This window comes from Streptomyces sp. NBC_00887, assembly GCF_045207585.1.
In genome coordinates this window covers 1,233,421-1,255,719 of the sequence record NZ_CP108788.1, presented here as the reverse complement: position 1 = coordinate 1,255,719, position 22,299 = coordinate 1,233,421, and the positions used below count along the sequence as shown (strand labels likewise).

Below are 22,299 nucleotides of genomic sequence, written 5' to 3'. Positions count from 1 at the left end.
AGTCCGCCGCCATGTACGAGTTGTCCCGGGTCCGCCTCTACTCCATCGGACCCGCCGGTGCGCGCTACGCCGACACCGTGCTCGACCTGCGCGGTGTCGGTCAGCCCGTGCCCCACCCCGCACCGGCCCAGGCGGAGTTCTTCGAGGACGAGCCGGTGGGCCCGCCGCGCCGTCCCGCACCCGCAGGTGTGCTCTTCCTGGAGAACGGCGGCGGAAAGTCCGTCCTGCTCAAGCTGATCTTCTCCGTCATGCTGCCGGGGCACCGCAACACCCTGGGCGGCGCGAGCTCGGGAGTGCTGCGCAAGTTCCTGCTCGCCGACGACTGCGGGCATGTCGCCCTGGAGTGGCAGCACACGCTCACCGGTGAATGCGTGGTCGTCGGCAAGGTCAGCGAGTGGCGCGGGCGTCAGGTGTCCAACGACCCGCGCAAGTTCGCCGAAGCCTGGTACTCCTTCCGCCCCGGGCCGGGACTCAGCCTCGACAGCCTCCCCGTCGCCGAGGCCACCTCCGTGGGCCGCCCGGCCGAAGGCGTCTCCGGCGCCCGGGGCAGGCGCCGCACCATGAAGGGCTTCCGGGACGCCCTCACGGACGCGGGCAAGTTCTACCAGCACCTCGATGTGCACTGGGAAGAGATCCACGACCGATGGAACGAGCACCTCGGTGAGCTGGGCCTCGACCCCGAACTCTTCCGCTACCAGCGCGAGATGAACTCGGACGAGGGCGAGGCAGCCGGTCTGTTCGCCGTCAAGAAGGACTCCGACTTCACCGACCTGCTGCTGCGGGCCGTCACCGACACCCGCGACACGGACGGCCTCGCCGACCTCGTCAGCGGCTTCGGCAACAAGCTGGGCCGGCGCGCCGAGCTCACAGCAGAGCGCGACTTCACCGCGGGATCCGTCGACCTGCTGGGCCGGATCGTCGAGGCCACCGCGACCAGGGCCCGCAGCCGCGACATCCACGCCGGTGCCGAGCGCCGCACCCGCACCATCGCCCGCAGGCTGGCCACCCGCGCCGCCGAGGAGCGGGGCCGCACCGCGGAGCTGGCCGAGCAGGTCACAGCAGCCGCCCACACCGTCACGGCGGCGGAGGCCGCCCGCGGCCACCGGGACCTGATCGCGGCGGAGCTGGCCTACCGGCACGCCTCACTGGCCCTGGCAGCCGCGGAGAAGGGCGCGGCGGCCCAGCGCCGCGAGCTGGGCGACGCCCGTACCCTGCACGCCGCCTGGCAGGCAGCCGAGGCGGTCCTGCGCCATCGCGCGGCAGCCGACCGCTCCGCCCGCGTCGCCGTGGCCATCCGGGAGGCGGAACGGGACGCCGCCCCGGCTCTCGCCGCACGCGCCACAGCCGCCGCGGACCTGGTGCGCGCCCTGCACACAGCGGCCGAGGCGGGCGAGAGCGTCGCCAACGAGGAGGAGGAGCGCTCCGCCACCCTCCAGGCCACCGGCGAGACGGCTCACCGCGACGCCACCACCGCGGCCACGGAGGCCCAGCGCGCCCGCAGCGAGGCCGGACACCTGCGCCAGCGCCTCGCCGAGGTCGAACAGGAGACAGCCGAAGCCGTCCGGGCGGGCTGGCTCGACAACACCGCGCCGGACGCCGACCCGGCCCGCGCCGCGCTCGCCGCGAGCGATGCCGAACAGACCGCCGTCGCCGCCTGGGACACCGCCAGGGAGGCCGCCCGGGCCACGGCCGACCACGCCAGGGAGGCGGCGGCGGCCGAGAGCCGCGCCGAGCTCGCCGCGGCAAGGGCCGCGGACGGCGCGCAGGCCGCCGAACAGTCGTACGAGGCCGAGCGCAGGGCCGCCGAGTCGATCGCGGCCGACCACCGCCTCGCCGACCTGCTGGGACTGCAGACCACGAGCGGCACCGGCGTGCCCCGCCCCCGCCGGGGCGCCGCAGAACAGGAGGGGGAGAGCACCCCGGGGGCCGGCGGACCGGCTTCCCGGGACGCGCAGTCCCTCAGCGCCGAGGAGTTCGACAGCAGCGCCGACGAACTGCGTGAGCTCCTCGACCAGGGCGTCGCCTCCGCCGAGCGCAGGCTCTTCGACCTGCGCACCGCCGCCGCCGACGACGCACGCATCCTGGGCGCGCTCGGCGACGGAGGACTGCTGCCGCCCGGCCCCGACGTCCTCGCCACCGTCGAGTACCTCGGTGAGCACGGCATCCCGGCCCTGCCCGGCTGGCGCTACCTCGCCCAGGCCGTCGACCCCGCCGACCACGCAGCGATGCTCTCCGCACGCCCCGAGCTCGTCGACGGCGTCGTCATCACCGACCCGGACGCCCACGCCCGCGCCCGGGAGGTGCTCGGCACCGCGGCCCTGCTGCCCCGCTCGGCCGTCGCGGTCGGCACCACCGCGGCACTCCTCGCACCCGTCCCCGCGCCCGGCGCAGGCACGGGCGGAGCGGACGAGGTCTTCCTCGTCCCGCCGAACCCGGCCATGCACGACGAGCACGCGGCGGACGAGGAACGGCAGGCGCTCAGGACCCGGGCCGCAGCCCGTGACGAGGACATCAGGATCCTGGCGGCGCGGCTCACCGCCGACCGCTCCCTCGCCGCCCGTATCGGCTCGTGGCGCTCCGACTGCCCGCCCGGCATGCTCGGCGAGCTCGGCGATGCTGCCCGTACCGCGCGCACCGCCGCCGAGACGGCCGAGGCCGTACTCGCCGAGGCGCGCACCGTCCGCGCCGAGGCCGACGAAGCCGCCGCCGACGCCGCACGCGTCCGCGAGGAGCGGCAGGAGACCGCGCAGCGCGCCCGCCGTGCTGCCGACGCCCTCGCCGGCCTGGCGCACCGTCTGCGCGAGCGGTCGGCCTGGCAGGCACGGCTCCGTGAACTGACGGACGAAGCAGCCGAATCCGAAGCACGGGCCACGGTCTGCCTGGATCGGGCGCGTGCCGCGGACGAGGACCGCAGGGCCGCCCAGCGCGCCGCGGACGACGCCCGACGCACCGCCCGTGCCCTGCGCGCCGAACGCGCCGAGATCGCGGGTGCCCCCGAAACCCTGCCCGAGCAGGCCGCCGGCACAGCCCGCACCTCCCTCCCCGCCCTGCGCGAGGCGTACCGGGCCGCATCCCAGCTGTACGAGAAGGTGGGCGTCGGCGCCGACCTGCGCGCCGAGCAGGCCCGCGCCGAGAGCGACGAGAGTGCCGCCGTCGCGGAGCTCGACCGCCTCTCCAACAAGGTCCGTACCCGTGCCGCCCAGCTCCTCGAAGGCACCGACGGCGCCGACGGCCCCTCGCGGCAGGCCGCGGCCGCCCGCGCCGAGTCCCTCGTGCAGCTCCTGGAGACCAGGGCGTCCACGGCCAGCGAGCAGCTCGGCAGGCTGCGGGGCGAGGCGGAACGGCTCGCCCCGGCCGACGACGAGGCACGCCACACCGAGCTCTCCGAGGACCTCTCCCCGGCCGACGCGGAACAGGCCCAGATCCTGTTCCGCACGGCAACGGCCGAACTGGCCACCGCCACCGCGGCCCTGGACACCGCCCGTGCCACCCACGCCGAACTGCTGCGCGCCCACCGCGGCGCGGAGGACTCGGCGAGCGGCTTCGACGAGACGGCGGCGCTCCTGCGCGATCTGCTCAGGGACCACGGCGCGGACGACGAAGGCGACGCCCCCAGCCCGTACCCCGGCACCCTCGAGGAGGCCAGGCAGTCCGCCGCGGAGGCCCGGCGCTCACTGCGCGGCTGCGTCACCGACCTGTCGGCGGCCGAGAGTTCCGTACGGGAAGCGAGCGACGTGCTCGTACGGCATGCCAACTCCACCCGCTACGAGCAGGTCCGCACACCCGCCCGGCAGCAGATCCGTGAGCTACCGGCCGTCGCCCTTCCCGACCACGCGGAGAAGTGGGCCGCCGCCTTCGCCCCCCGGCTGCGGGTGCTCACCGACGAGCTCGCCCAGCTGGAGCGCAACCGCGACTCCATCGTCGACCGGCTCCGCGGTCTCGTGGACTCCGCCCTCACGACCCTTCGCTCCGCCCAGCGGCTCTCCCGGCTTCCCGAGGGGCTCGGGGAGTGGTCCGGCCAGGAGTTCCTCCGGATCCGCTTCGAGGAACCCGACCAGGCCACTCTCAGCGAACGGCTCGGAGAGGTCATCGACGACGCCACACACGCCGCGCTCAAGAAGAACTCCGACCTGCGCCGGGACGGTATGTCCCTGCTGCTGCGGGGAGTCCAGGCGGCGCTGCTGCCCAAGGGCATCGCCGTGGAGATCCTCAAGCCGGACGCGGTGCTGCGCGCCGAGCGGGTCCCGGTCGGGCAGATGGGCGATGTCTTCTCGGGCGGTCAGCTGCTGACCGCGGCGATCGCCCTGTACTGCACGATGGCGGCCCTGCGCAGCAACGACCGGGGCCGCGACCGCCATCGCCACGCGGGCACCCTCTTCCTCGACAATCCCATCGGCCGGGCCAACGCCACCTATCTGCTGGAACTCCAGCGTGCCGTCTCGGACGCCCTGGGGGTTCAGCTCCTCTACACGACCGGTTTGTTCGACACCACGGCGCTCGCCGAATTCCCGCTGGTCATCCGGCTCCGCAACGACGCGGACCTGCGCGCGGGACTGAAGTACATCAGCGTGGAGGAGCACCTGAGGCCGGGACTGCCGCAGCAGGACCCGGCGGGGGAGACCGTCCACGGAGAGATCACGGCGACCCGCATGTTCAAGCGCAGCGAGCAGACGCCGAACGCCCCGGCGGGGGCATCGGTTCCGGAGATGCGGTCGGAGACGACTCTTCGCTGAGGCTGTCCCGGAGGCCCTCTCGAACCGTGAGGCCCTCTCGAACCATGAGGGCCTCTCCAACGGTGAGGGCCTTTCCAACCGTCCGAGCGTCACCGGATCGCCGGCCACCGCGCCGGAGCACAGGCCGTCAGGCCCTGGAGAGCCCGCCTGTGCCCCGGCGCCGTATCCGGGTGGCCTTGCGCGTCTGCGCCCTGGCCGTGCGCCGGGCGCGGCGCCGCTCACGCCGCATGCGACGCGCGGTGCTGGACGGCACGGACACCACGCCGTTGCGCTGGTTCCACACCTGCCGGGTCACCCACACATCCAGCACCGACCATGTCGCGACGACCGTGCTGCCCACACCGCTGAGCACCATCGGGAAGGCGAGCCACGATCCGGCGAGGGTGCACAGGAAGGCCACCATGGCCTGAATGATCGTCAGCGACGCTATGAGGACGGCACGCACCGCGGCAGTCCGCACCGGATCAGGCATCCGCCGCCGCAGCGCGGGTTCCTCCACCCACAGCTGCTGCCGCGGAACCCTCGCCGGCCCGGTCGCCTCCGCAGCCGACGCCGCGATCCGACGCTCTTCCGTGTCCAAGGACCTTCAACTCCCCACCGCTGTCCGACTTCAGGGTGGCTGCCCGGGTTGCGCCCGTTCTACGCGGGCGGGCCCTGCAGCTCTGCCACGCCTGCCCCATAATGTTCTCCTGCCCCGTACATGTGGACGAATGCCGAGCCGGGAAGATTCCCGCAGAACATCCTCAATCGGCCCCGTACGGTCGCGGAACGAAGAATTCCAGCCAACTGCCTGAAGTGACTCCGTGGCCTGTCGGGAGACTTTCTCTGTCGCTTTCGCGAATTTCATCTCAGGGAATACCCGGACAACTCGTGATCAACGATGGGGAGGGCGGCCGAAAATCGTCCGGACACGCCTTCGAGTTGTCTGCTTGTCAGTAGTAGGCTCGCGCCGTTTGTTGACGGCACACCGACGTACCTCCGGCGGACCACCGCCGGAACACCGGAACGACACCGACACGACCACCCCCGCAGCGCGGGGTCGAGCTGGGGGAGGCCATGCGCTTTCGCGGGAAGTCCATCCGCAGGAAGATCGTGGCGTTGCTCCTGGTGCCGCTCGTCTCTCTCACGGGACTCTGGGTCTTCGCCACTTACGTCACCGGGCGCGAAGCCGACGAACTGATGGGTGCGAGCGCCATCGTGGAGAAGGTCGGCCATCCTCTGGAGGACACCGTCCGTGCCGTCCAGGGCGAACGCCGTCAGACGCTGGTCTTCCTCGCCGACCCCCGGGCTTCCGACGCCCTGCCGATCCTGCGCCGTCAACGTGCCGCGACCGACCGGGTCGTGGCGGACGTCAGGAGGAGCGCACAACAGGAGGGCGTCCGCGACGCGCTGAGTCAGGACGCGGAGACGCAGCTCGACTCGATCCTCAGCGAGGTCGACGGCCTGGACTCGCTGCGTGCGTCCGTCGAGAAGCGCACCATCGACCGTACCCGTGCCCTCGACTTCTACAACGGTCTCGTCGACCCCTGCTACCGCTTCCTCAACGGACTCCACACCATGGAGAACGTATCGATGGACAAGCAGGTCCGGGCGCTGGTCGGCATCTCCCGGGCGCGCGAGATGCTCTCCCGCGAGGACGCGCTGATCACCTCGGGCCTCATCGCGGGACGCCTGGGCGCCCCCGAGCTGCGCGCCATCTCCGACCTCGCCGCCAGCCGCAACCTTCTGTACGAGGTCAACCTCGAACTGCTGCCCGAGGCCGAGAGCCGGCGCATGGAGCAGTACTGGGGAAGCCCCGACACCGAATCGTTGCGTACGGCCGAGCAACGGCTCATTGCCGCAGGCCCGTTCAAGAAGCCCGGCCCCATCGACGCGGCGCGCTGGCAGGAAGTGGCCCCGCCGGTTCTCGAACACCTGGCCAACGACAGCACGGAGATGGCGAACCGCTTCCAGGACCGTGCCGAACCGGCCGGATACCGCGTCCTCATCCAGGCAGGCGTCGCCGGTGTCCTCGGATTCGTCGCGCTGCTCGTCTCCGTCTTCGTCTCGGTACGCATCGGACGCGAGCTCGTCCGCGACCTCTCCCGGCTGCGCAAGGACGCCCACGAGGTGTCCGGCGTACGGCTGCCGAGCGTGATGCGGCGGCTGGCCGCGGGCGAACAGGTCGACGTCGAGACCGAGGCCCCGCACCTCCAGTACGAACGGGACGAGATCGGCCAGGTCGGCCAGGCGCTCAACACGCTCCAGCGGGCCGCCGTCGAGGCCGCGGTCAAGCAGGCGGACATGCGCCGCGGCGTCTCCGAGGTCTTCGTCAATCTCGCACGGCGCAACCAGGTGCTCCTGCACCGCCAGCTGACGCTCCTGGACACCATGGAGCGCCGCACCGAGAACAGCGACGAACTCTCCGATCTCTTCCGCCTCGACCACCTCACCACCCGCATGCGGCGCCACGCGGAAGGGCTCGTGATCCTCTCCGGGGCAGCCCCTTCCCGGCAGTGGCGCAAGCCCATCCAGCTGATGGACGTGGTACGGGCGGCGGTCGCCGAGGTCGAGGACTACGAACGGATCGAGGTACGGCGCCTCGCCCGTATCGGCGTGGGCGGCCCCGCCGTGGCCGACCTCACCCACCTGATCGCCGAACTCCTTGAGAACGCCACCGTGTTCTCGCCCCCGCACGCCGCCGTCCAGGTGCACGGCGAACGCGTGGCCAACGGCTTCACGCTCGAGATCCACGACCGCGGCCTCGGCATGTCGCCCGAGGTCCTCCTGGACGCCAACCTACGGCTCGCCGAGACCCCCGACTTCGAGCTCTCCGACACCGACCGGCTCGGCCTCTTCGTGGTCAGCCGGCTCGCCCAGCGGCAGAACGTCAGGGTGTCGCTGCAGACATCGCCGTACGGGGGGACGACCGCGATCGTCTTCATCCCGGCCCAACTGCTCACCGACGCACCCGACACCCATGGCACGGGCTTCCGCCTCGACCGCCGGGCCGAGAAGGCCATCGGCAGCGGCCGGCCGGGCAGCACCGTGCCCGGCAGCGACAAGGCCCGCAGGGACGGACTGGCGGACGTGACCACCACGGCCAGGCCCGCCGGGCTCTCGCCGGTCCCCACCGGACTCAGCGACCCGTCCGTGCTCGACGGCCCCGTGGAACTCGAAAGCCCGGTAGGGGCCCTGGAGTTCACCGACGACCAGGTACTCGACCCGGCGCTCGCGCCCGTCCTCGACGGCGTCTCCGACCTCGAGGACACGGAGAGCGAGCGCGGCGGCATCTTCCGCGCCCGCGATCTGCGCCGGGACACCGGCCGTGAACAGCACCAGCAGGCGTTCGACCCGTCCGACGGGCGCTCCGGAGACGTCCGCCCGATGCGCCCCGCGGGGCCCGTACCGCTGCCGCGCCGCAAGCCGCCGACCCTGGTCACCGACCACGGCCGCCGGGTCGGCGAACGGGACCGGTCCCCCTCCACGGCACCGGACGACTTCCCGGTCGCGCCGGACGCCGCGGTCTTCCCGGCCGCTCCCGAGACAGGCACCGTCTCGGCGGCCGGCCGGCGGGCCCCCTTCCCGTCACAGCGCAGCTCCAGTGCGCGGCCGTCCGCACCGGACACCGTGGGCGGCCTGCCGCGCAGGGTCCGGCAGGCAAGCCTCGCCCCTCAGCTCCGGGAGGACTCCGCGGGCCGGACTCCCGGCAACGCCCCCGCAGACACCGTCGACGACCTCGAACGTGACGCGGACGAAGTACGCAATCGCATGGCTTCGCTTCAACGCGGCTGGCAGCGCGGCCGTCGGCAGAACGCCGAGGACGTGACCGGCCACGGCGAGACAGCACCAGGAACCACTCCGGGAGGGGACGGTCGATGACCGCACCGAACGCCGCAGCACACAACGCCTCACGCCAGGGCTCCGGCGAACTCAACTGGCTCCTCGACGAACTGGTCGAGCGCGTCGCGAGCATCCGTAAGGCGCTGGTGCTCTCCAGCGACGGCCTGGCCACCGGCACGTCCAAGGATCTGACCCGCGAGGACAGCGAACACCTGGCAGCCGTGGCGTCCGGATTCCACAGCCTCGCCAAGGGCGTGGGCCGGCACTTCGACGCGGGCCGGGTCCGGCAGACCGTAGTGGAACTCGACGACGCCTTCCTCTTCGTCACCGCGGCCGGTGACGGCAGCTGTCTCGCCGTCCTCTCCGACTCGGACTCGGACGTCGGGCAGGTGGCGTACGAGATGACACTCATGGTCAAGCGCGTGGGGGTTCACCTGGCCAACGCCCCCCGGACGACCGGTTTCCCCGCCGGCGGGTGAGCGGACGGCATGAGCGCCGACTCCGACCGGGGCACCGCCCCCGGATCAGCACCCACCGATGTGGGCTCCTCACGCTGGTACGACGCCGAAGCAGGCCCGGTCGTCCGTCCCTACGCGATGACCCGGGGCCGTACCAGCAGCGCGTCCCGTCATCGTCTCGACCTGATCGCGATCGTCGTCCCCGAACCCGCGGCCGACGATCCGGGCCGTGATCAGACGCTCTCCCCGGAACACGTGGAGATCGTTGAACTGTGCAGCGACATGCCCCAGTCCATCGCCGAGCTCGCCTCCGGACTGGACCTCCCTGTCGGGGTGGTCCGGGTCCTGGTCGGCGATCTCGTCGAGGACGAACTGGTTCATGTCACCCGTCCCGTTCCGCCGGCCGAGCTGCCGGACGTGAACATTCTTCGCGAGGTGATCAATGGCCTTCGGGCGCTCTAGCCGCAGAAAGCGGCCCGTTGAGCCCGTTACCCTGAAAATCCTGGTGGCGGGCGGATTCGGCGTAGGCAAGACGACCCTGGTGGGGGCGGTCAGCGAGATCAGACCGCTGCGTACGGAGGAGAGGCTGAGCGAGGCGGGCCGCCCCGTCGACGACCTTGCCGGTGTCGAGGGCAAGAACACCACCACGGTGGCCATGGACTTCGGGCGGATCACCCTGCGCGAGGACCTGGTCCTCTATCTGTTCGGGACGCCCGGACAGGACCGGTTCTGGTTCCTGTGGGACGAACTGGCCCAGGGCGCGCTGGGGGCGGTCGTCCTCGCGGACACCCGCCGGCTGGAGGACTGCTTCGCGGCGGTCGACTACTTCGAGCGCCGCGGGATCCCGTTCACCGTCGCGGTCAACCTCTTCGAGGGGGCCGAACAGTTCCCCGACGAAGCGGTGCGAACGGCACTCGACCTCGACCCCGAGGTACCGGTTCTCCTGTGCGACGCGCGCGACCGGGCGTCCGTACGGGATGTGCTGGTGGCCGTCGTCGAACACGCGATGGCGCGGGCCGACCGGCTCCGGGAACCTGCCACGACCTGACAGTCCGGCGACAGCACCGAACGCGGCCCGTACCCCCGCCGACCGGGGTACGGGCCGCGCGTACGGTGCGGACCGGCAGTGGTCGTGGAAGGAGTCTTCACCTGTCGTGACGGACCGTCAACCCCCGTGCACACCCTCCGGTCAGGGGTTCTCGGCGAGCCACTTGGCGGCCGTCTCGGCCAGCTCCCCGTCCCGTCCGGCGAGCATCATGCGGATCATCTGCACATCGCCGCGCAGCGACCATGCGGGGTGCCCGAACGTGGCGGGATTGTTCTTCTCGATGAGGAAGTGCGCCGGCCAGGCGGTGCCGTACCCGATCAGGGGCAACGCAGCGGCGTAGCGCTTCCGGCCGCGCGCCAGTCCGTAGGCGGTGACGGCGAGACCGGTCAGTGTTCCCGTCAGATGGACCCACCTCGTCGCCGCCCTGGAATGCATCGCGACGTAGTAGGGCCAGAACTCTTCGTACGAATCGAACGTCTGTTGTGACATAGAGGCACCGTAATGGCTCAGATGGCAACCGGATACGGCAGTTCCGCGTCCGACAAGGAGAACGGGCGGCCGGAGCCCACGGGGGTGGTCCCGGTCGCCCGTTCTTCGCGCCGGAGCCGCTCTCAGTGGCCCGCGACGGACCGCCTGCTCACCGGGAAGTCGAAGTAGGTGTCCGGGAACACCTCGGGCTTGTAGGTGTAGTGCCACCACTCCTCGGCCAGGTTCACGAAACCGAGGCCGGTGAGCGTCGTCTTCAGGAACTGCCGGTTCGTGCGCTGTATCCCCTGCACCCTCGGGTCGTCCGTGTGCGACAAGGTGTCGAAACAGTCGTAACCCGTCCCCATGTCGACCGAGTTGTCGGGGAATCGCTCGTCCGCCGGCGCGTAGCACGGCGCCAGCCGCTCGCCCGGCACGTAGGGCCTGGTCGGCAGGGCGGGAAGCTTCACCAGCGTCAGGTCGACCGTGCTGCCCCGGCTGTGACCGGACTTCTCCGCGATGTAACCGTCCTCGAACAGACGGGTCTTGTCGACGAGCGGATAGAACTCGTTTTTCATGGTCTGGTCGTCGAGATCCTTCGCCCAGCGCACGAAGTGGTCCACCGCCCGCTGCGGCCGGTAGCAGTCGTACACCTTGAGCGAGTAACCCTGGCGCAGGAGGCTCCGCTGAGCCGTGCGCAGCGCCCGTGCCGCGGGCCGGGTCAGGATGCAGACGGGCTGCCGGTACCCCTCCACCCGCTCGCCCAGGAAGGTGTGCGCGGTGGTGTACCGCATCTCGGTGATGATCGTGGGATCGACGGAGCGCAGGTCGACGAACTCCGGGGGAGCCTTGGGTTCGGGCTCGGCCCGGGCCACCGGAGCGGCAGCGGTCAGGGCGAGCAGGGCGGCGGCAGCGGCGGCCGAAGCGCGGAGGGCGTGAACGATTCCTGTCATGGGCACATCGTCCATCAGCTCGGGGGCGGAGGAGAAGGGCGATCGGATACAGTCCGCCCGTGAAGGACTCCCACTGCAGCTCCTGCGGAGCCCCGTACTCCGCAGACCCGTCGGTGCCCACCGCCTGGCCACGCACCTGCCCCGCCTGCGGCGCCACCACCTACCGCAACCCGCTGCCCGTCGCCGTCGCCCTCCTGCCCGTCACCGGCCCGCACGGCACCGGACTCGTCGTCATCACCCGCACCATCCCACCGCAACTGGGCGGCATCGCCCTGCCCGGCGGGTACATCGACCACACCGAGGACTGGCGCGAGGCGGTCGTACGGGAACTGCGCGAGGAAACCGGGATCAAGGCCGACGGGACGGACGTACGGCTCGCCGACGCCCTGAGCTCGCCGGACGGCCATCTCCTCCTCTTCGGTCTGCTCCCGCCCCGCCCCGCCGCGGACCTGCCGCCGTCCGTGCCCACGGACGAGACCTCGGGGTTCGAGGTCCTGCAGACCCCCGCGGAGCTCGCCTTCCCGCTGCACACCCGGGCCGTACGCTCCTGGTTCGCCGGCAGCTACAGCGACTGAACCGGGCCCGCGGGGGCCCGCAGCCCCCGCACCCGTACCGGATACGTCACCAGGTCCTCCTCACCGTCCCGCTCGACCACGACACGCCCGCCCGAGAGCCGGGACGTGAACCGCTCCACCTCGGACCGGGTCCACCCGTCGCCCACATCGCGCGCCACCAGCCCGCCACCCGTGCGCCCCGCCGCAGGAGCCCACACCTCCAGCTCCGTGCTTCCGTCCGCACGCCGCACCGGAAGCACCGCCCCGGCCCGCGCCAGCACCGGAATCCGTGACAACGGCGCGTCCAGCAGAACCTGTCCCGGCCCCTCGTACGCCTCCTCGGTCGCCGTGTCGTACCAGCGGCCGCGCGGCAGCCGAACCGCCCGGCGATCCGACCCGCACTCCAGCACCGGTGCCACGAGCAGTGCATCGCCCAGCAGGAACGCGTCCTCGCACTCCCGCAGCGCCCGGTCCCCGGAGGCCCCCCACCACAACGGCCGCACATACGGCGCACCCGTCAGCCTGGCCAGTTCCGCCAGCGTCACGAAGTAGGGGCGCAGCCGCTCCCGTTCCTCCAGTGCGGCCCTCGCGCCACTGAGCACCTCGGTCCCGAACTCCCACGGCTCCCGCCGCCCCGCGTCGATGGCCGCATGGGTACGGAACAACGGCAGGTACGCGCCCAGCTGGAACCAGCGCAGATACAGCTCCGGCGACGGCGACCCGTCGAACCCGCCCACATCCGGCCCCGAATACGGCACCCCGCAGAGTCCGAGACCCAGCACCAGGGCCAGCGACGCACGCAGCCCGGGCCACCCCGTCGCCACGTCACCGGACCAGGTGCCTCCGTACCGCTGCATCCCCGCCCAGCCGGAACGGGAGAACAGGAACGGCCGCTCATCGGGCCGCAGCCTGCGCAGCCCTTCGTACCCGGCCTGCGCCATCGTGAGGCCGTAGACGTTGTGCGCCTCACGATGGTCACCGCCACGGCCCTCAAGCGCGTGCCGGGACGAATGCGGCAGCGAAGGGTCCCCGAAGGCCGTGAACGCCACCGGCTCGTTCATGTCGTGCCACACCCCGGAGAACCCCTGGGCGAGCCGCTCCTCGTACAGCGTCCCCCACCACTGCCTCACCTGCGGATCGGTGAAGTCCGGGTAGACGCACTCACCCGGCCACACCTCACCGAGCACCCGGCGCCCCTGCGGATCCCGGACGAACGCACCCGCCGTGCCGACCTCCCGGCCGCTGTCGAAAACCCCGTTGCCCGGTGACGCCTTCACCGCCGGGTCGACGATCGACACCAGACGCACCCCGTCCGCGCGCAACTCCTTGGCCAGCCCGGGCAGATCGGGGAACCGCTCACGGTCGACCGTGAAGACCTGATGCGCGTCGTAGTGATCGATGTCCAGGTGCACCGCCGACAGTGCCAGGCCCCGCTCCCGGTACCCCGCCACTATCCGCCGCACCTCGTCCTCGCTGCCGAACCCCCACCTGGAGTGCTGCGGACCCAACGCCCACGAGGGCGGCAGCGCGGGCGCACCGGTCAGCGCCGTCCAGCCCTGCAGCACCCTGGACGGCGTACCCGTCACCACCCAGCAGCGCAGCGGACCGCCCTCCATCCGCACCTCACAGGTACCCGGCCGGTCATGCCCGGACCCCGCACCCTCCTCACCCTCCCGGAGGGTCACCCGGCCCGACCAGGTGTTGTCATGGAAGGCCAGATGCGTCCCCGCGTCCGACACCACCAACTGCACCGGCATAGTCAGATACAGCGGATCGTCCCCGGGACCGAAGCGGCCACCCGGATCGGTGTTCCACAGCCTGTACGTCCCCCCGCGCAGCCGCGGACCGCCCGCCCGCCCACCGAGTCCGAAGAAGCGCGCGTCGGCAGGCACCTCGGAGCGCTGGACCCAACGCGCCGCACCCCCGCCCACCGGTTCCCACCACCGCGGCGGCAGCTCCCGGCGCAGCACCACACCGCCCGGTGTACGCAGCTCCACCGCCCCGTGCCGCGACACCGCCACCGTCAGCCGCTCCGACACCACCTGCCAGCCGCCGTCCTTGTCCGGCTCCAGCCCGGCCCGCGGATCCGGTTCCGGCGCCTCTCCCGGCAGCGCGTAGGACGGCATCGACTCCGCACCGTCCCAGGACCAGAACACCGCACCACCGACGGCCACACGGATGCGCAACTCCGAACGGGCGAATCTCACGACACCCCCGCCCGGTCCGGGCTCGGCCCCCACCAGAAGACCGGGGACCCGAGCCCGCTCCGGCCCCCGCGGCGGCAACGCCCGCGCGTCCGTCCGCCGTCGTCGCCAGGCGGAGCGCACCGCGCGCATCCCCTGCACGGAACCGACCATCTTCACCGAGCGCACCAGGTCACGACCATCCATGCAGGCCACCCTGCCACCCGGCCGACGGCGAACGGGGTCCGTTCAGCTTCCGTTCACCTGTGGCCGGACCACACTGCCGCGCCGGCAACCATGGCCGGGGGACCCTGGTGCGAAAGACGATCACATGGCATCGTCCGTGAATGCCGCTCACGCGCACACCCCAGCCCGTGCGCGCGACGCACGCACACCCCGCGTACCCGAGAAAGGCCAGGGAGCCACCCCATGACCTCAGAAGCCGGCGAAGCCCCCCTCTGGCAGCCCGACCCCGAACGCATCGAGGCCGCGGCCGTCACCCGCTTCCAGCGCTGGGCGGCAGGGCGGTACGGAGCGCCCGCCGAAGGCGGCTACGAGGCACTGCACCGCTGGTCGGTCGACGAGCTCGACACCTTCTGGCAGGCCGTCACCGACTGGTTCGACGTGCGCTTCTCCACCCCGTACGAGACCGTCATCGGCGACCGCGCCATGCCCGGTGCCCAGTGGTTCCCCGGATCCACCCTCAACTACGCCGAACACGCACTGCGGACCGCCGACGACCCCCTGCGCGCCGATGCCCCGGCACTGCTCCACGTCGACGAGACCCACACGCAGATCCCCATCAGCTGGTCGTCGCTCCGCAGCCAGGTCGGCTCCCTCGCCGCCGAGCTGCGCGCCCTCGGCGTCACACCCGGCGACCGCGTCAGCGGGTACCTCCCCAACATTCCGCAGGCGGTCGTCGCCTTCCTCGCCACGGCTGCCGTCGGCGGAGTCTGGACGTCGTGCGCCCCCGACTTCGGTGCCCGCAGCGTCCTCGACCGCTTCCAGCAGGTCGAACCCGTCGTCCTGTTCACCGTCGACGGCTACCGCTACGGCGGCAAGGAGCACGACCGCACCGAGACCGTGGCGGAGCTCCGACGCGAGCTCCCCACCCTGCGCGCCGTCGTCCACATCCCGCTCCTCGGCACGGACGCGCCCGACGGAGCCCTCGAGTGGTCCGCGCTCACCTCCGCCGATGTCGAACCCGTCTTCGAACAGGTCCCCTTCGAGCACCCGCTCTGGGTGCTGTACTCCTCCGGGACCACCGGACTTCCCAAGGCGATCGTCCAGTCCCAGGGCGGCATCCTCGTCGAACACCTCAAGCAGATCGGGCTGCACTGCGACCTCGGCCCCGACGACCGCTTCTTCTGGTACACCTCCACCGGCTGGATGATGTGGAACTTCCTCGTCTCCGGCCTGCTGACCGGCACCACGGTCGTGCTGTACGACGGAAGCCCCGGATACCCGGACGTCAGCGCCCAGTGGCGGGTCGCCGAACAGACCGGAGCGACCCTCTTCGGTACCTCCGCGGCCTACGTCATGGCCTGCCGCAAGGCCGGAATCCATCCGGGCCGCGACCACGACCTCAGCCGTGTCCAATGCGTCGCCACCACCGGCTCCCCGCTTCCGCCCGACGGTTTCCGCTGGCTCCACGACGAGGTGGCCGAGGACCTGTGGATCGCCTCCGTCAGCGGCGGCACCGACGTCTGCAGCTGCTTCGCGGGCGCGGTCCCCACCCTGCCGGTCCACATCGGCGAACTGCAGGCCCCCTGCCTCGGCACGGACCTCCAGGCCTGGGACCCCGCAGGCAAGCCGCTGACCGGCGAGGTCGGCGAGCTCGTCGTCACCAGCCCCATGCCCTCCATGCCGATCCACTTCTGGAACGACCCCGACGGCAGCCGCTACCACGACAGTTACTTCGACATGTACCCCGGCGTCTGGCGTCACGGCGACTGGATCACCCTCACCGGCCACGGCTCGGTCATCATCCACGGACGCTCCGACTCCACCCTCAACAGGCAGGGGGTGCGGATGGGATCCGCAGACATCTACGAAGCCGTCGAACGGCTCCCCGAGATCCGCGAGTCCCTCGTCATCGGCATCGAGGAGCCGGACGGGGGCTACTGGATGCCGCTCTTCGTCCACCTCGCCGAAGGTGCCGCGCTCGACGACGACCTCCGCGACAGCATCAAGCGGACGATCCGCGAGAACCTCTCCCCACGCCACGTACCGGACGAGGTCATCGAGGTCCCCGGTATCCCGCACACCCTCACCGGCAAACGCATCGAGGTTCCGGTCAAGCGCCTCCTACAGGGCACGGCCCTGTCCAAGGCGGTCAACCCCGGCTCCATCGACAACCTCGAACTCCTCCACTTCTACGAGAACCTCGCCCGCGAACGCCGCTGACCCGGTCACCGAGGGCACCGTTGTCAGTCCCCCTGATTACGCTGAGTGAGCATCGATCGACAGCGCACAGGGGGACTCATGGCGCACATCAAGCAGACGAAACGCACCCACCACCGCTCCGCCACATCCATGCGACGCGCGCTGCGCCGCGAAGCACCCAATACCGTCGGCCTCCTGGTCGACGCCGAGGACTTCGCGGCGATGCGTCACTACCGGACCTTCACCTTCGACGATCACTCCGTCTATCTGCAGCAGGTCGAAGGCCTGCTCAAAACCCTCGCAGCGCAGGGAATGCACACCACGGTCGCCCTCTTCGACCCGGAGGACTACGCGGAGTTCTGCACCGACGCCGACCTCGATCCGGACGACCGCACGAACCGCAGCCGCTTCACCGCCGAAATCGCCGCAGCCGGTGCCACCGTGGCCTATACCGGCCAGCCCATCGACGCCCTGATCCCGCAACTCGTCTCGCGCGCCGTCCGCCGGGCTACCTGGGAGTACGCCACCATGCTCCTGGCGGACCTCGGAGACTGCGCGGACTGCGGACAGGACATCGGCAGGGCCGCCTTCGACCGGGCCTCCCACCTGCTGACGCGTCTGCTGGAGACAGCAGGACCGGGTACCCACCACACGGTCTGCAGCACACCCACGGAAAACGAACAGCTCCTCGCCGTGCTCCACACGACGAGGCACCCCGACGGTCCGGTGCATCTCGAATCGTCGGAAGGAGCGGAGTTCGCCACCGTCCTCGCCGTCGGCATCGCACTCGAGACACGGGGAGGCGTGGTGATGCGCACCAGCACCGCGGACGCCCCCGACCGGGTGTACGGCTGGCGTCTGATCCGCGGCGGACTCGTCCCGCTGACCGCGGGCGAGGTCTTCAGCGCCTACTGCACCGACGCGGACACGGGCGAACCGGTCTCCCCGGAGTCGAACGTGGAGTACTGCGCAGGCTTCGACCTCGGCGCCGACGAGCCGGAGGAGCACCACTGACGGAAAGAACGAAGGGGCTCCCGCCTGCAGGGCGGGAACCCCTTCACAACCGACTGCGCGAGTCCGGCGGCGTCACTCGCCCGACAGCACCGCCTGGGCCGCGATCCGTGCCTCTTCGGCGGAGTCCGTCGCACGAGCGGCGGAAGCGGCACGCTCGCACTGCGCGAGCGTGTACTTCGCCAGCGTGGCGCGCACATAGGGAATGGAAGCGGCGCCCATGGACAGCGAGGTGACACCCAGACCGGTCAGCACGCAGGCAAGCAGCGGATCCGCGGCAGCCTCTCCGCAGACACCACAGCTCTTGCCCTCCGCGCGGGCCGCGTCGGCCGACAGAGCGACCAGATCCAGCAGCGCCGGCTGCCACGGGTCCTGCAGTCGGGAGACGGCGCCCACCTGCCGGTCGGCCGCGAAGGTGTACTGCGCCAGGTCGTTGGTACCCAGCGACAGGAACTCCACCTCCTGCAGGATCGAGCGAGCCCGCAGCGCGGCGGAGGGAATCTCCACCATCGCACCGAACTTCGCCTGCAGTCCGGCCTCACGGCACGCGTCCGCGAACGCCTTCGCGTCGGCACGGTCGGCCACCATCGGGGCCATGACCTCGAGGTAGACGGGCAGACCCTCGACCGCCTTGGAAAGGGCGGTCAGCTGCGTGCGCAGCACATCGGGGTGGTCCAGCAGACTGCGCAGCCCACGGACACCGAGCGCCGGGTTCGGCTCGTCCGCCGGGGTCAGGAAGTCCAGCGGCTTGTCCGCACCGGCGTCGAGCACCCGCACGACGACGCGCCCCTCGGGGAACGCCTCCAGCACGGCACGGTAGGCCGCGATCTGCTTCGCCTCGGTGGGCGCCTGCTTGCTGTCGTCCAGGAACAGGAACTCGGTACGGAACAGCCCGACGCCTTCGGCACCGGCCTCCACCGCCGCCGGCACATCGGCGGGACCGCCGACATTGGCGAGCAACGGGACCTTGTGGCCGTCGGACGTGGCACCCGGTCCCGTCGTGGCGGACAACGCGGCCTTGCGGGCCGCCGCGGCGCTCTCCATCGCCGTACGCTTCTCGTCGCTCGGCTCGACGAAGACCTCACCGGTACTGCCGTCCACCGCGACGACGGTGCCTTCGGCGATCTCCCCGGCTCCCGGGAGAGCAACGACGGCCGGAACTCCCAGTGCGCGCGCCAGAATTGCGCTGTGACTCGTCGGACCGCCCTCCTCGGTGACGAACCCGAGCACCAGAGCCGGGTCCAGCAGGGCCGTGTCGGCCGGGGCCAGGTCGCGAGCAATCAGTACGTAGGGCTCGTCACTGTCCGGAACACCCGGCATCGGAACGCCGAGCAGCCGCGCAACGATCCGGTTCCGCACATCGTCGAGGTCCGCGACGCGGCCGGCCAGATACTCCCCGGCATTGGCCAGCAGAGCCCGGTACGAGGCGAATGCGTCGTAGACCCCCCGCTCCGCGGTGCTGCCGACTGCGATGCGGCGATCCACATCGGCCATGAGCTCCGGGTCCTGCGCCATCATGGCCTGGGCCTCGAGCACGTGCTGGGCCTCGCCGCCGGCAAGATTGCCTCGCGCGATCAGGTCGGCCGCGACAGCTTCCACCGCCTGGCGGGCGCGCCCCTGCTCGCGCTCGGCCTCCTCCGTAGGAATCTGTTTGGCGGGCGGCTCAAGCACCGCCGTACCCATGTGCCGAACTTCGCCGATCGCCACACCGTGGCTCACGCCGACGCCTCGCAGCGTTGTCTCCATTTCACCCGTCTCCGGTTGTGCGGTGGCTGTGCCACCGCGGTGAATGCCCACTGGCAGTTGCTGAACCAAAGGTGTTACTGCCAGCCGAACAGTGCGTCTCCGACCTTCACGTCGCCGTCCTCGCGCACCTCGGAAAGGGATTCGGCGGTGGCTTCGAGCGCCACGATCGGGCAGATCGCCGACTTGCCGGCTGCCTCGACGGCGGCCGGGTCCCACCGCACGATGCCCTGACCACGGGTCACGGTGTCCCCCTTGTTCACGAGGAGCTCGAAGCCCTCGCCATTGAGCTGTACGGTGTCGATGCCGAGGTGGGTCAGCACCCCGTGTCCCTCGTCGTCCACCACGACAAAGGCGTGGGGGTGCAGGGAGACGACGATGCCGTCGACCGGAGAGACGGCCTCGGAGGGCTCGCGCACGGGGTCGATGGCGGTACCGGGACCAACCATGGCGCCGGAGAAGACCGGATCGGGAACCGCGGTGAGTCCGATCGCGCGGCCGACAAGCGGGGACGTCACTGTGGTCATGGGGAGCCTCCCAGGGGTGGAGCTTGGTCTGTTGTCGCCGTACCGACTGATGGGGACGGCGTACTGATCAGCAGCGTAAGTCATATGAAGTCACGGTTCCGCCCGAGAGCTACCGGTTGGCAGACCTAGGGGTGCACCGCGAACGATTTGCCTCGCCCCACAGCGGCCTGTATTGTCGTCATTCTGCCTGGCCCCAACACGACCTCGAGTCGGGGGTCGGCGGCGACTCTCAAACACCGAACTTCCGATCTGAGCCTCATTCTGCGTGTCTGCAGGAGCTGGTCAAGGAAATGGAAAACGGCTGATAGAGTCGGACTCGCCGGAAAGGGAAAGCGCGAAAGCGAAGAACTGGAAAGCGCAGTAACAATTCTCCTGCTTCGCAGGGGGCCCGCTTCGGCCGGGAATCGGACACGAAAGAGTCTGATAGAGTCGGAAACGCAAGAACGAAGGGAAGCGCCCGGAGGGCCCCGGTGAAACGGGACCGAAGGAAGCGTCCGTTCCTTGAGAACTCAACAGCGTGCCAAAAGTCAACGCCAAATTTGTTGATACCCCGGCCCACTTCGGTGGGTTGGTGGTTCCTTTGAAGTCCTACTGGCCCATGTGGCGGGTAGGCAACATCAGCGAGGACGCTGTGGATGACCAGCCCTATTCCGGTTGGTTGTCCCGCTCTTTTATGGTGCTCTCCCGATTACGGGAAAACATTCATGGAGAGTTTGATCCTGGCTCAGGACGAACGCTGGCGGCGTGCTTAACACATGCAAGTCGAACGATGAAGCCCTTCGGGGTGGATTAGTGGCGAACGGGTGAGTAACACGTGGGCAATCTGCCCTTCACTCTGGGACAAGCCCTGGAAACGGGGTCTAATACCGGATAACACTCTGTCCTGCATGGGACGGGGTTAAAAGCTCCGGCGGTGAAGGATGAGCCCGCGGCCTATCAGCTTGTTGGTGGGGTAATGGCCTACCAAGGCGACGACGGGTAGCCGGCCTGAGAGGGCGACCGGCCACACTGGGACTGAGACACGGCCCAGACTCCTACGGGAGGCAGCAGTGGGGAATATTGCACAATGGGCGAAAGCCTGATGCAGCGACGCCGCGTGAGGGATGACGGCCTTCGGGTTGTAAACCTCTTTCAGCAGGGAAGAAGCGCAAGTGACGGTACCTGCAGAAGAAGCACCGGCTAACTACGTGCCAGCAGCCGCGGTAATACGTAGGGTGCGAGCGTTGTCCGGAATTATTGGGCGTAAAGAGCTCGTAGGCGGCTTGTCACGTCGGATGTGAAAGCTCGGGGCTTAACCCCGAGTCTGCATTCGATACGGGCTAGCTAGAGTGTGGTAGGGGAGATCGGAATTCCTGGTGTAGCGGTGAAATGCGCAGATATCAGGAGGAACACCGGTGGCGAAGGCGGATCTCTGGGCCATTACTGACGCTGAGGAGCGAAAGCGTGGGGAGCGAACAGGATTAGATACCCTGGTAGTCCACGCCGTAAACGTTGGGAACTAGGTGTTGGCGACATTCCACGTCGTCGGTGCCGCAGCTAACGCATTAAGTTCCCCGCCTGGGGAGTACGGCCGCAAGGCTAAAACTCAAAGGAATTGACGGGGGCCCGCACAAGCAGCGGAGCATGTGGCTTAATTCGACGCAACGCGAAGAACCTTACCAAGGCTTGACATATACCGGAAAGCATCAGAGATGGTGCCCCCCTTGTGGTCGGTATACAGGTGGTGCATGGCTGTCGTCAGCTCGTGTCGTGAGATGTTGGGTTAAGTCCCGCAACGAGCGCAACCCTTGTTCTGTGTTGCCAGCATGCCCTTCGGGGTGATGGGGACTCACAGGAGACTGCCGGGGTCAACTCGGAGGAAGGTGGGGACGACGTCAAGTCATCATGCCCCTTATGTCTTGGGCTGCACACGTGCTACAATGGCCGGTACAATGAGCTGCGATGCCGCGAGGCGGAGCGAATCTCAAAAAGCCGGTCTCAGTTCGGATTGGGGTCTGCAACTCGACCCCATGAAGTCGGAGTTGCTAGTAATCGCAGATCAGCATTGCTGCGGTGAATACGTTCCCGGGCCTTGTACACACCGCCCGTCACGTCACGAAAGTCGGTAACACCCGAAGCCGGTGGCCCAACCCCTTGTGGGAGGGAGCTGTCGAAGGTGGGACTGGCGATTGGGACGAAGTCGTAACAAGGTAGCCGTACCGGAAGGTGCGGCTGGATCACCTCCTTTCTAAGGAGCATCTAGGTTCTCTTCGGGGAATCCAGAGACCATTTCGTCGGCAAATGTTCGACGGTGGTTGCTCATGGGTGGAACGTTGACTATTCGGCACGACAGGTTGTTTTTGCGAGTACTGCTTCGGCGTGGAAAGTGAGAGGGATCGGTCGGGTCGGGCACGCTGTTGGGTATCTGAAGGTACGGG

General features: G+C 69.9%; 14 protein-coding genes and 1 rRNA gene. 9 read left to right on the top strand and 6 right to left on the bottom strand.

All coding sequences use genetic code 11. The features are described 5' to 3' along the window. The first annotated feature begins 11 nt into the window (after positions 1–11). Positions 12–4,733 (top strand): hypothetical protein, encoded by a 4,722-nt coding sequence (locus OG844_RS05675; RefSeq protein ID WP_406388528.1) that lies wholly within the window; start codon positions 12–14, stop codon positions 4,731–4,733. A gap of 127 nt (positions 4,734–4,860) precedes the next feature. Here the strand turns inward: OG844_RS05675 and OG844_RS05670 are convergent, their stop codons facing one another. Beyond that, positions 4,861–5,313, bottom strand: a complete 453-nt coding sequence (locus OG844_RS05670; protein ID WP_406388527.1) for a hypothetical protein — start codon at positions 5,311–5,313, stop codon at positions 4,861–4,863. A 476-nt stretch (positions 5,314–5,789) separates the two neighbouring features. Here OG844_RS05670 and OG844_RS05665 point away from each other — a divergent pair, with 476 nt between their 5' ends. Genes OG844_RS05665 through OG844_RS05650 form a run of 4 tightly spaced genes read left to right on the top strand, consistent with a single transcriptional unit; the run spans position 5,790 to position 10,061 of the window. Then, entirely contained in the window at positions 5,790–8,594 is a 2,805-nt protein-coding gene (locus OG844_RS05665; RefSeq protein WP_406388525.1) for a nitrate- and nitrite sensing domain-containing protein, read from the top strand. Continuing rightward, positions 8,591–9,034 carry a roadblock/LC7 domain-containing protein gene (locus tag OG844_RS05660; protein ID WP_406388523.1) on the top strand — a complete coding sequence of 148 codons (444 nt, stop codon included), beginning with the start codon at positions 8,591–8,593 and terminating at the stop codon, positions 9,032–9,034. Before OG844_RS05665 ends, OG844_RS05660 begins: the two co-directional genes overlap by 4 nt. Positions 9,035–9,043: 9 nt before the next feature. After that, on the top strand, positions 9,044–9,475 hold the full coding sequence (locus OG844_RS05655) for a DUF742 domain-containing protein (RefSeq protein WP_406388522.1): 432 nt from the start codon (positions 9,044–9,046) through the stop codon (positions 9,473–9,475). Continuing rightward, on the top strand, positions 9,456–10,061 hold the full coding sequence (locus OG844_RS05650) for a GTP-binding protein (RefSeq protein WP_406388520.1): 606 nt from the start codon (positions 9,456–9,458) through the stop codon (positions 10,059–10,061). The genes OG844_RS05655 and OG844_RS05650 overlap by 20 nt, the downstream gene beginning before the upstream one ends. Before the next feature lie 141 nt (positions 10,062–10,202). Here OG844_RS05650 and OG844_RS05645 read toward each other — a convergent pair whose 3' ends face one another. Continuing rightward, positions 10,203–10,550, bottom strand: coding sequence for an Mpo1-like protein (locus OG844_RS05645; protein WP_406388519.1), 348 nt, complete (start codon positions 10,548–10,550; stop codon positions 10,203–10,205). A gap of 122 nt (positions 10,551–10,672) precedes the next feature. Then, on the bottom strand, positions 10,673–11,479 hold the full coding sequence (locus tag OG844_RS05640; protein ID WP_406388518.1) for a M15 family metallopeptidase: 807 nt from the start codon (positions 11,477–11,479) through the stop codon (positions 10,673–10,675). A 59-nt stretch (positions 11,480–11,538) separates the two neighbouring features. Here OG844_RS05640 and OG844_RS05635 point away from each other — a divergent pair, with 59 nt between their 5' ends. Then, positions 11,539–12,054: an NUDIX domain-containing protein gene (locus tag OG844_RS05635; protein WP_406388517.1), complete on the top strand. Its 516-nt coding sequence runs from the start codon at positions 11,539–11,541 to the stop codon at positions 12,052–12,054. On the opposite strand, the gene OG844_RS05630 is transcribed toward OG844_RS05635, so the two are convergent. Then, on the bottom strand, positions 12,042–14,423 hold the full coding sequence (locus OG844_RS05630) for a glycoside hydrolase family 31 protein (RefSeq protein ID WP_406388515.1): 2,382 nt from the start codon (positions 14,421–14,423) through the stop codon (positions 12,042–12,044). The two genes, OG844_RS05635 and OG844_RS05630, sit on opposite strands and share 13 nt — an antisense overlap. Before the next feature lie 222 nt (positions 14,424–14,645). Between OG844_RS05630 and OG844_RS05625 the strand changes: the two genes are divergently transcribed. Together OG844_RS05625 and OG844_RS05620 are read left to right on the top strand one after the other, a co-directional pair. Next, a complete protein-coding gene (locus tag OG844_RS05625) occupies positions 14,646–16,622 on the top strand; it encodes an acetoacetate--CoA ligase (protein WP_406388513.1) in 1,977 nt (658 codons plus the stop codon). Positions 16,623–16,700: 78 nt separating this feature from the next. Beyond that, complete coding sequence (locus OG844_RS05620) at positions 16,701–17,615, top strand: hypothetical protein (RefSeq protein ID WP_406388511.1); 915 nt, start codon at positions 16,701–16,703, stop codon at positions 17,613–17,615. Positions 17,616–17,687: 72 nt separating this feature from the next. Here the strand turns inward: OG844_RS05620 and ptsP are convergent, their stop codons facing one another. Further along, positions 17,688–19,358, bottom strand: a complete 1,671-nt coding sequence (ptsP, locus tag OG844_RS05615) for a phosphoenolpyruvate--protein phosphotransferase (RefSeq protein WP_406388510.1) — start codon at positions 19,356–19,358, stop codon at positions 17,688–17,690. A gap of 74 nt (positions 19,359–19,432) precedes the next feature. Continuing rightward, complete coding sequence (locus tag OG844_RS05610; protein ID WP_383183442.1) at positions 19,433–19,882, bottom strand: PTS glucose transporter subunit IIA; 450 nt, start codon at positions 19,880–19,882, stop codon at positions 19,433–19,435. A 701-nt stretch (positions 19,883–20,583) separates the two neighbouring features. On the opposite strand from OG844_RS05610, the gene OG844_RS05605 reads away from it, so the two are divergent. Continuing rightward, positions 20,584–22,109, top strand: a 16S ribosomal RNA gene (locus OG844_RS05605). The last annotated feature ends 190 nt before the right edge of the window (positions 22,110–22,299 follow it).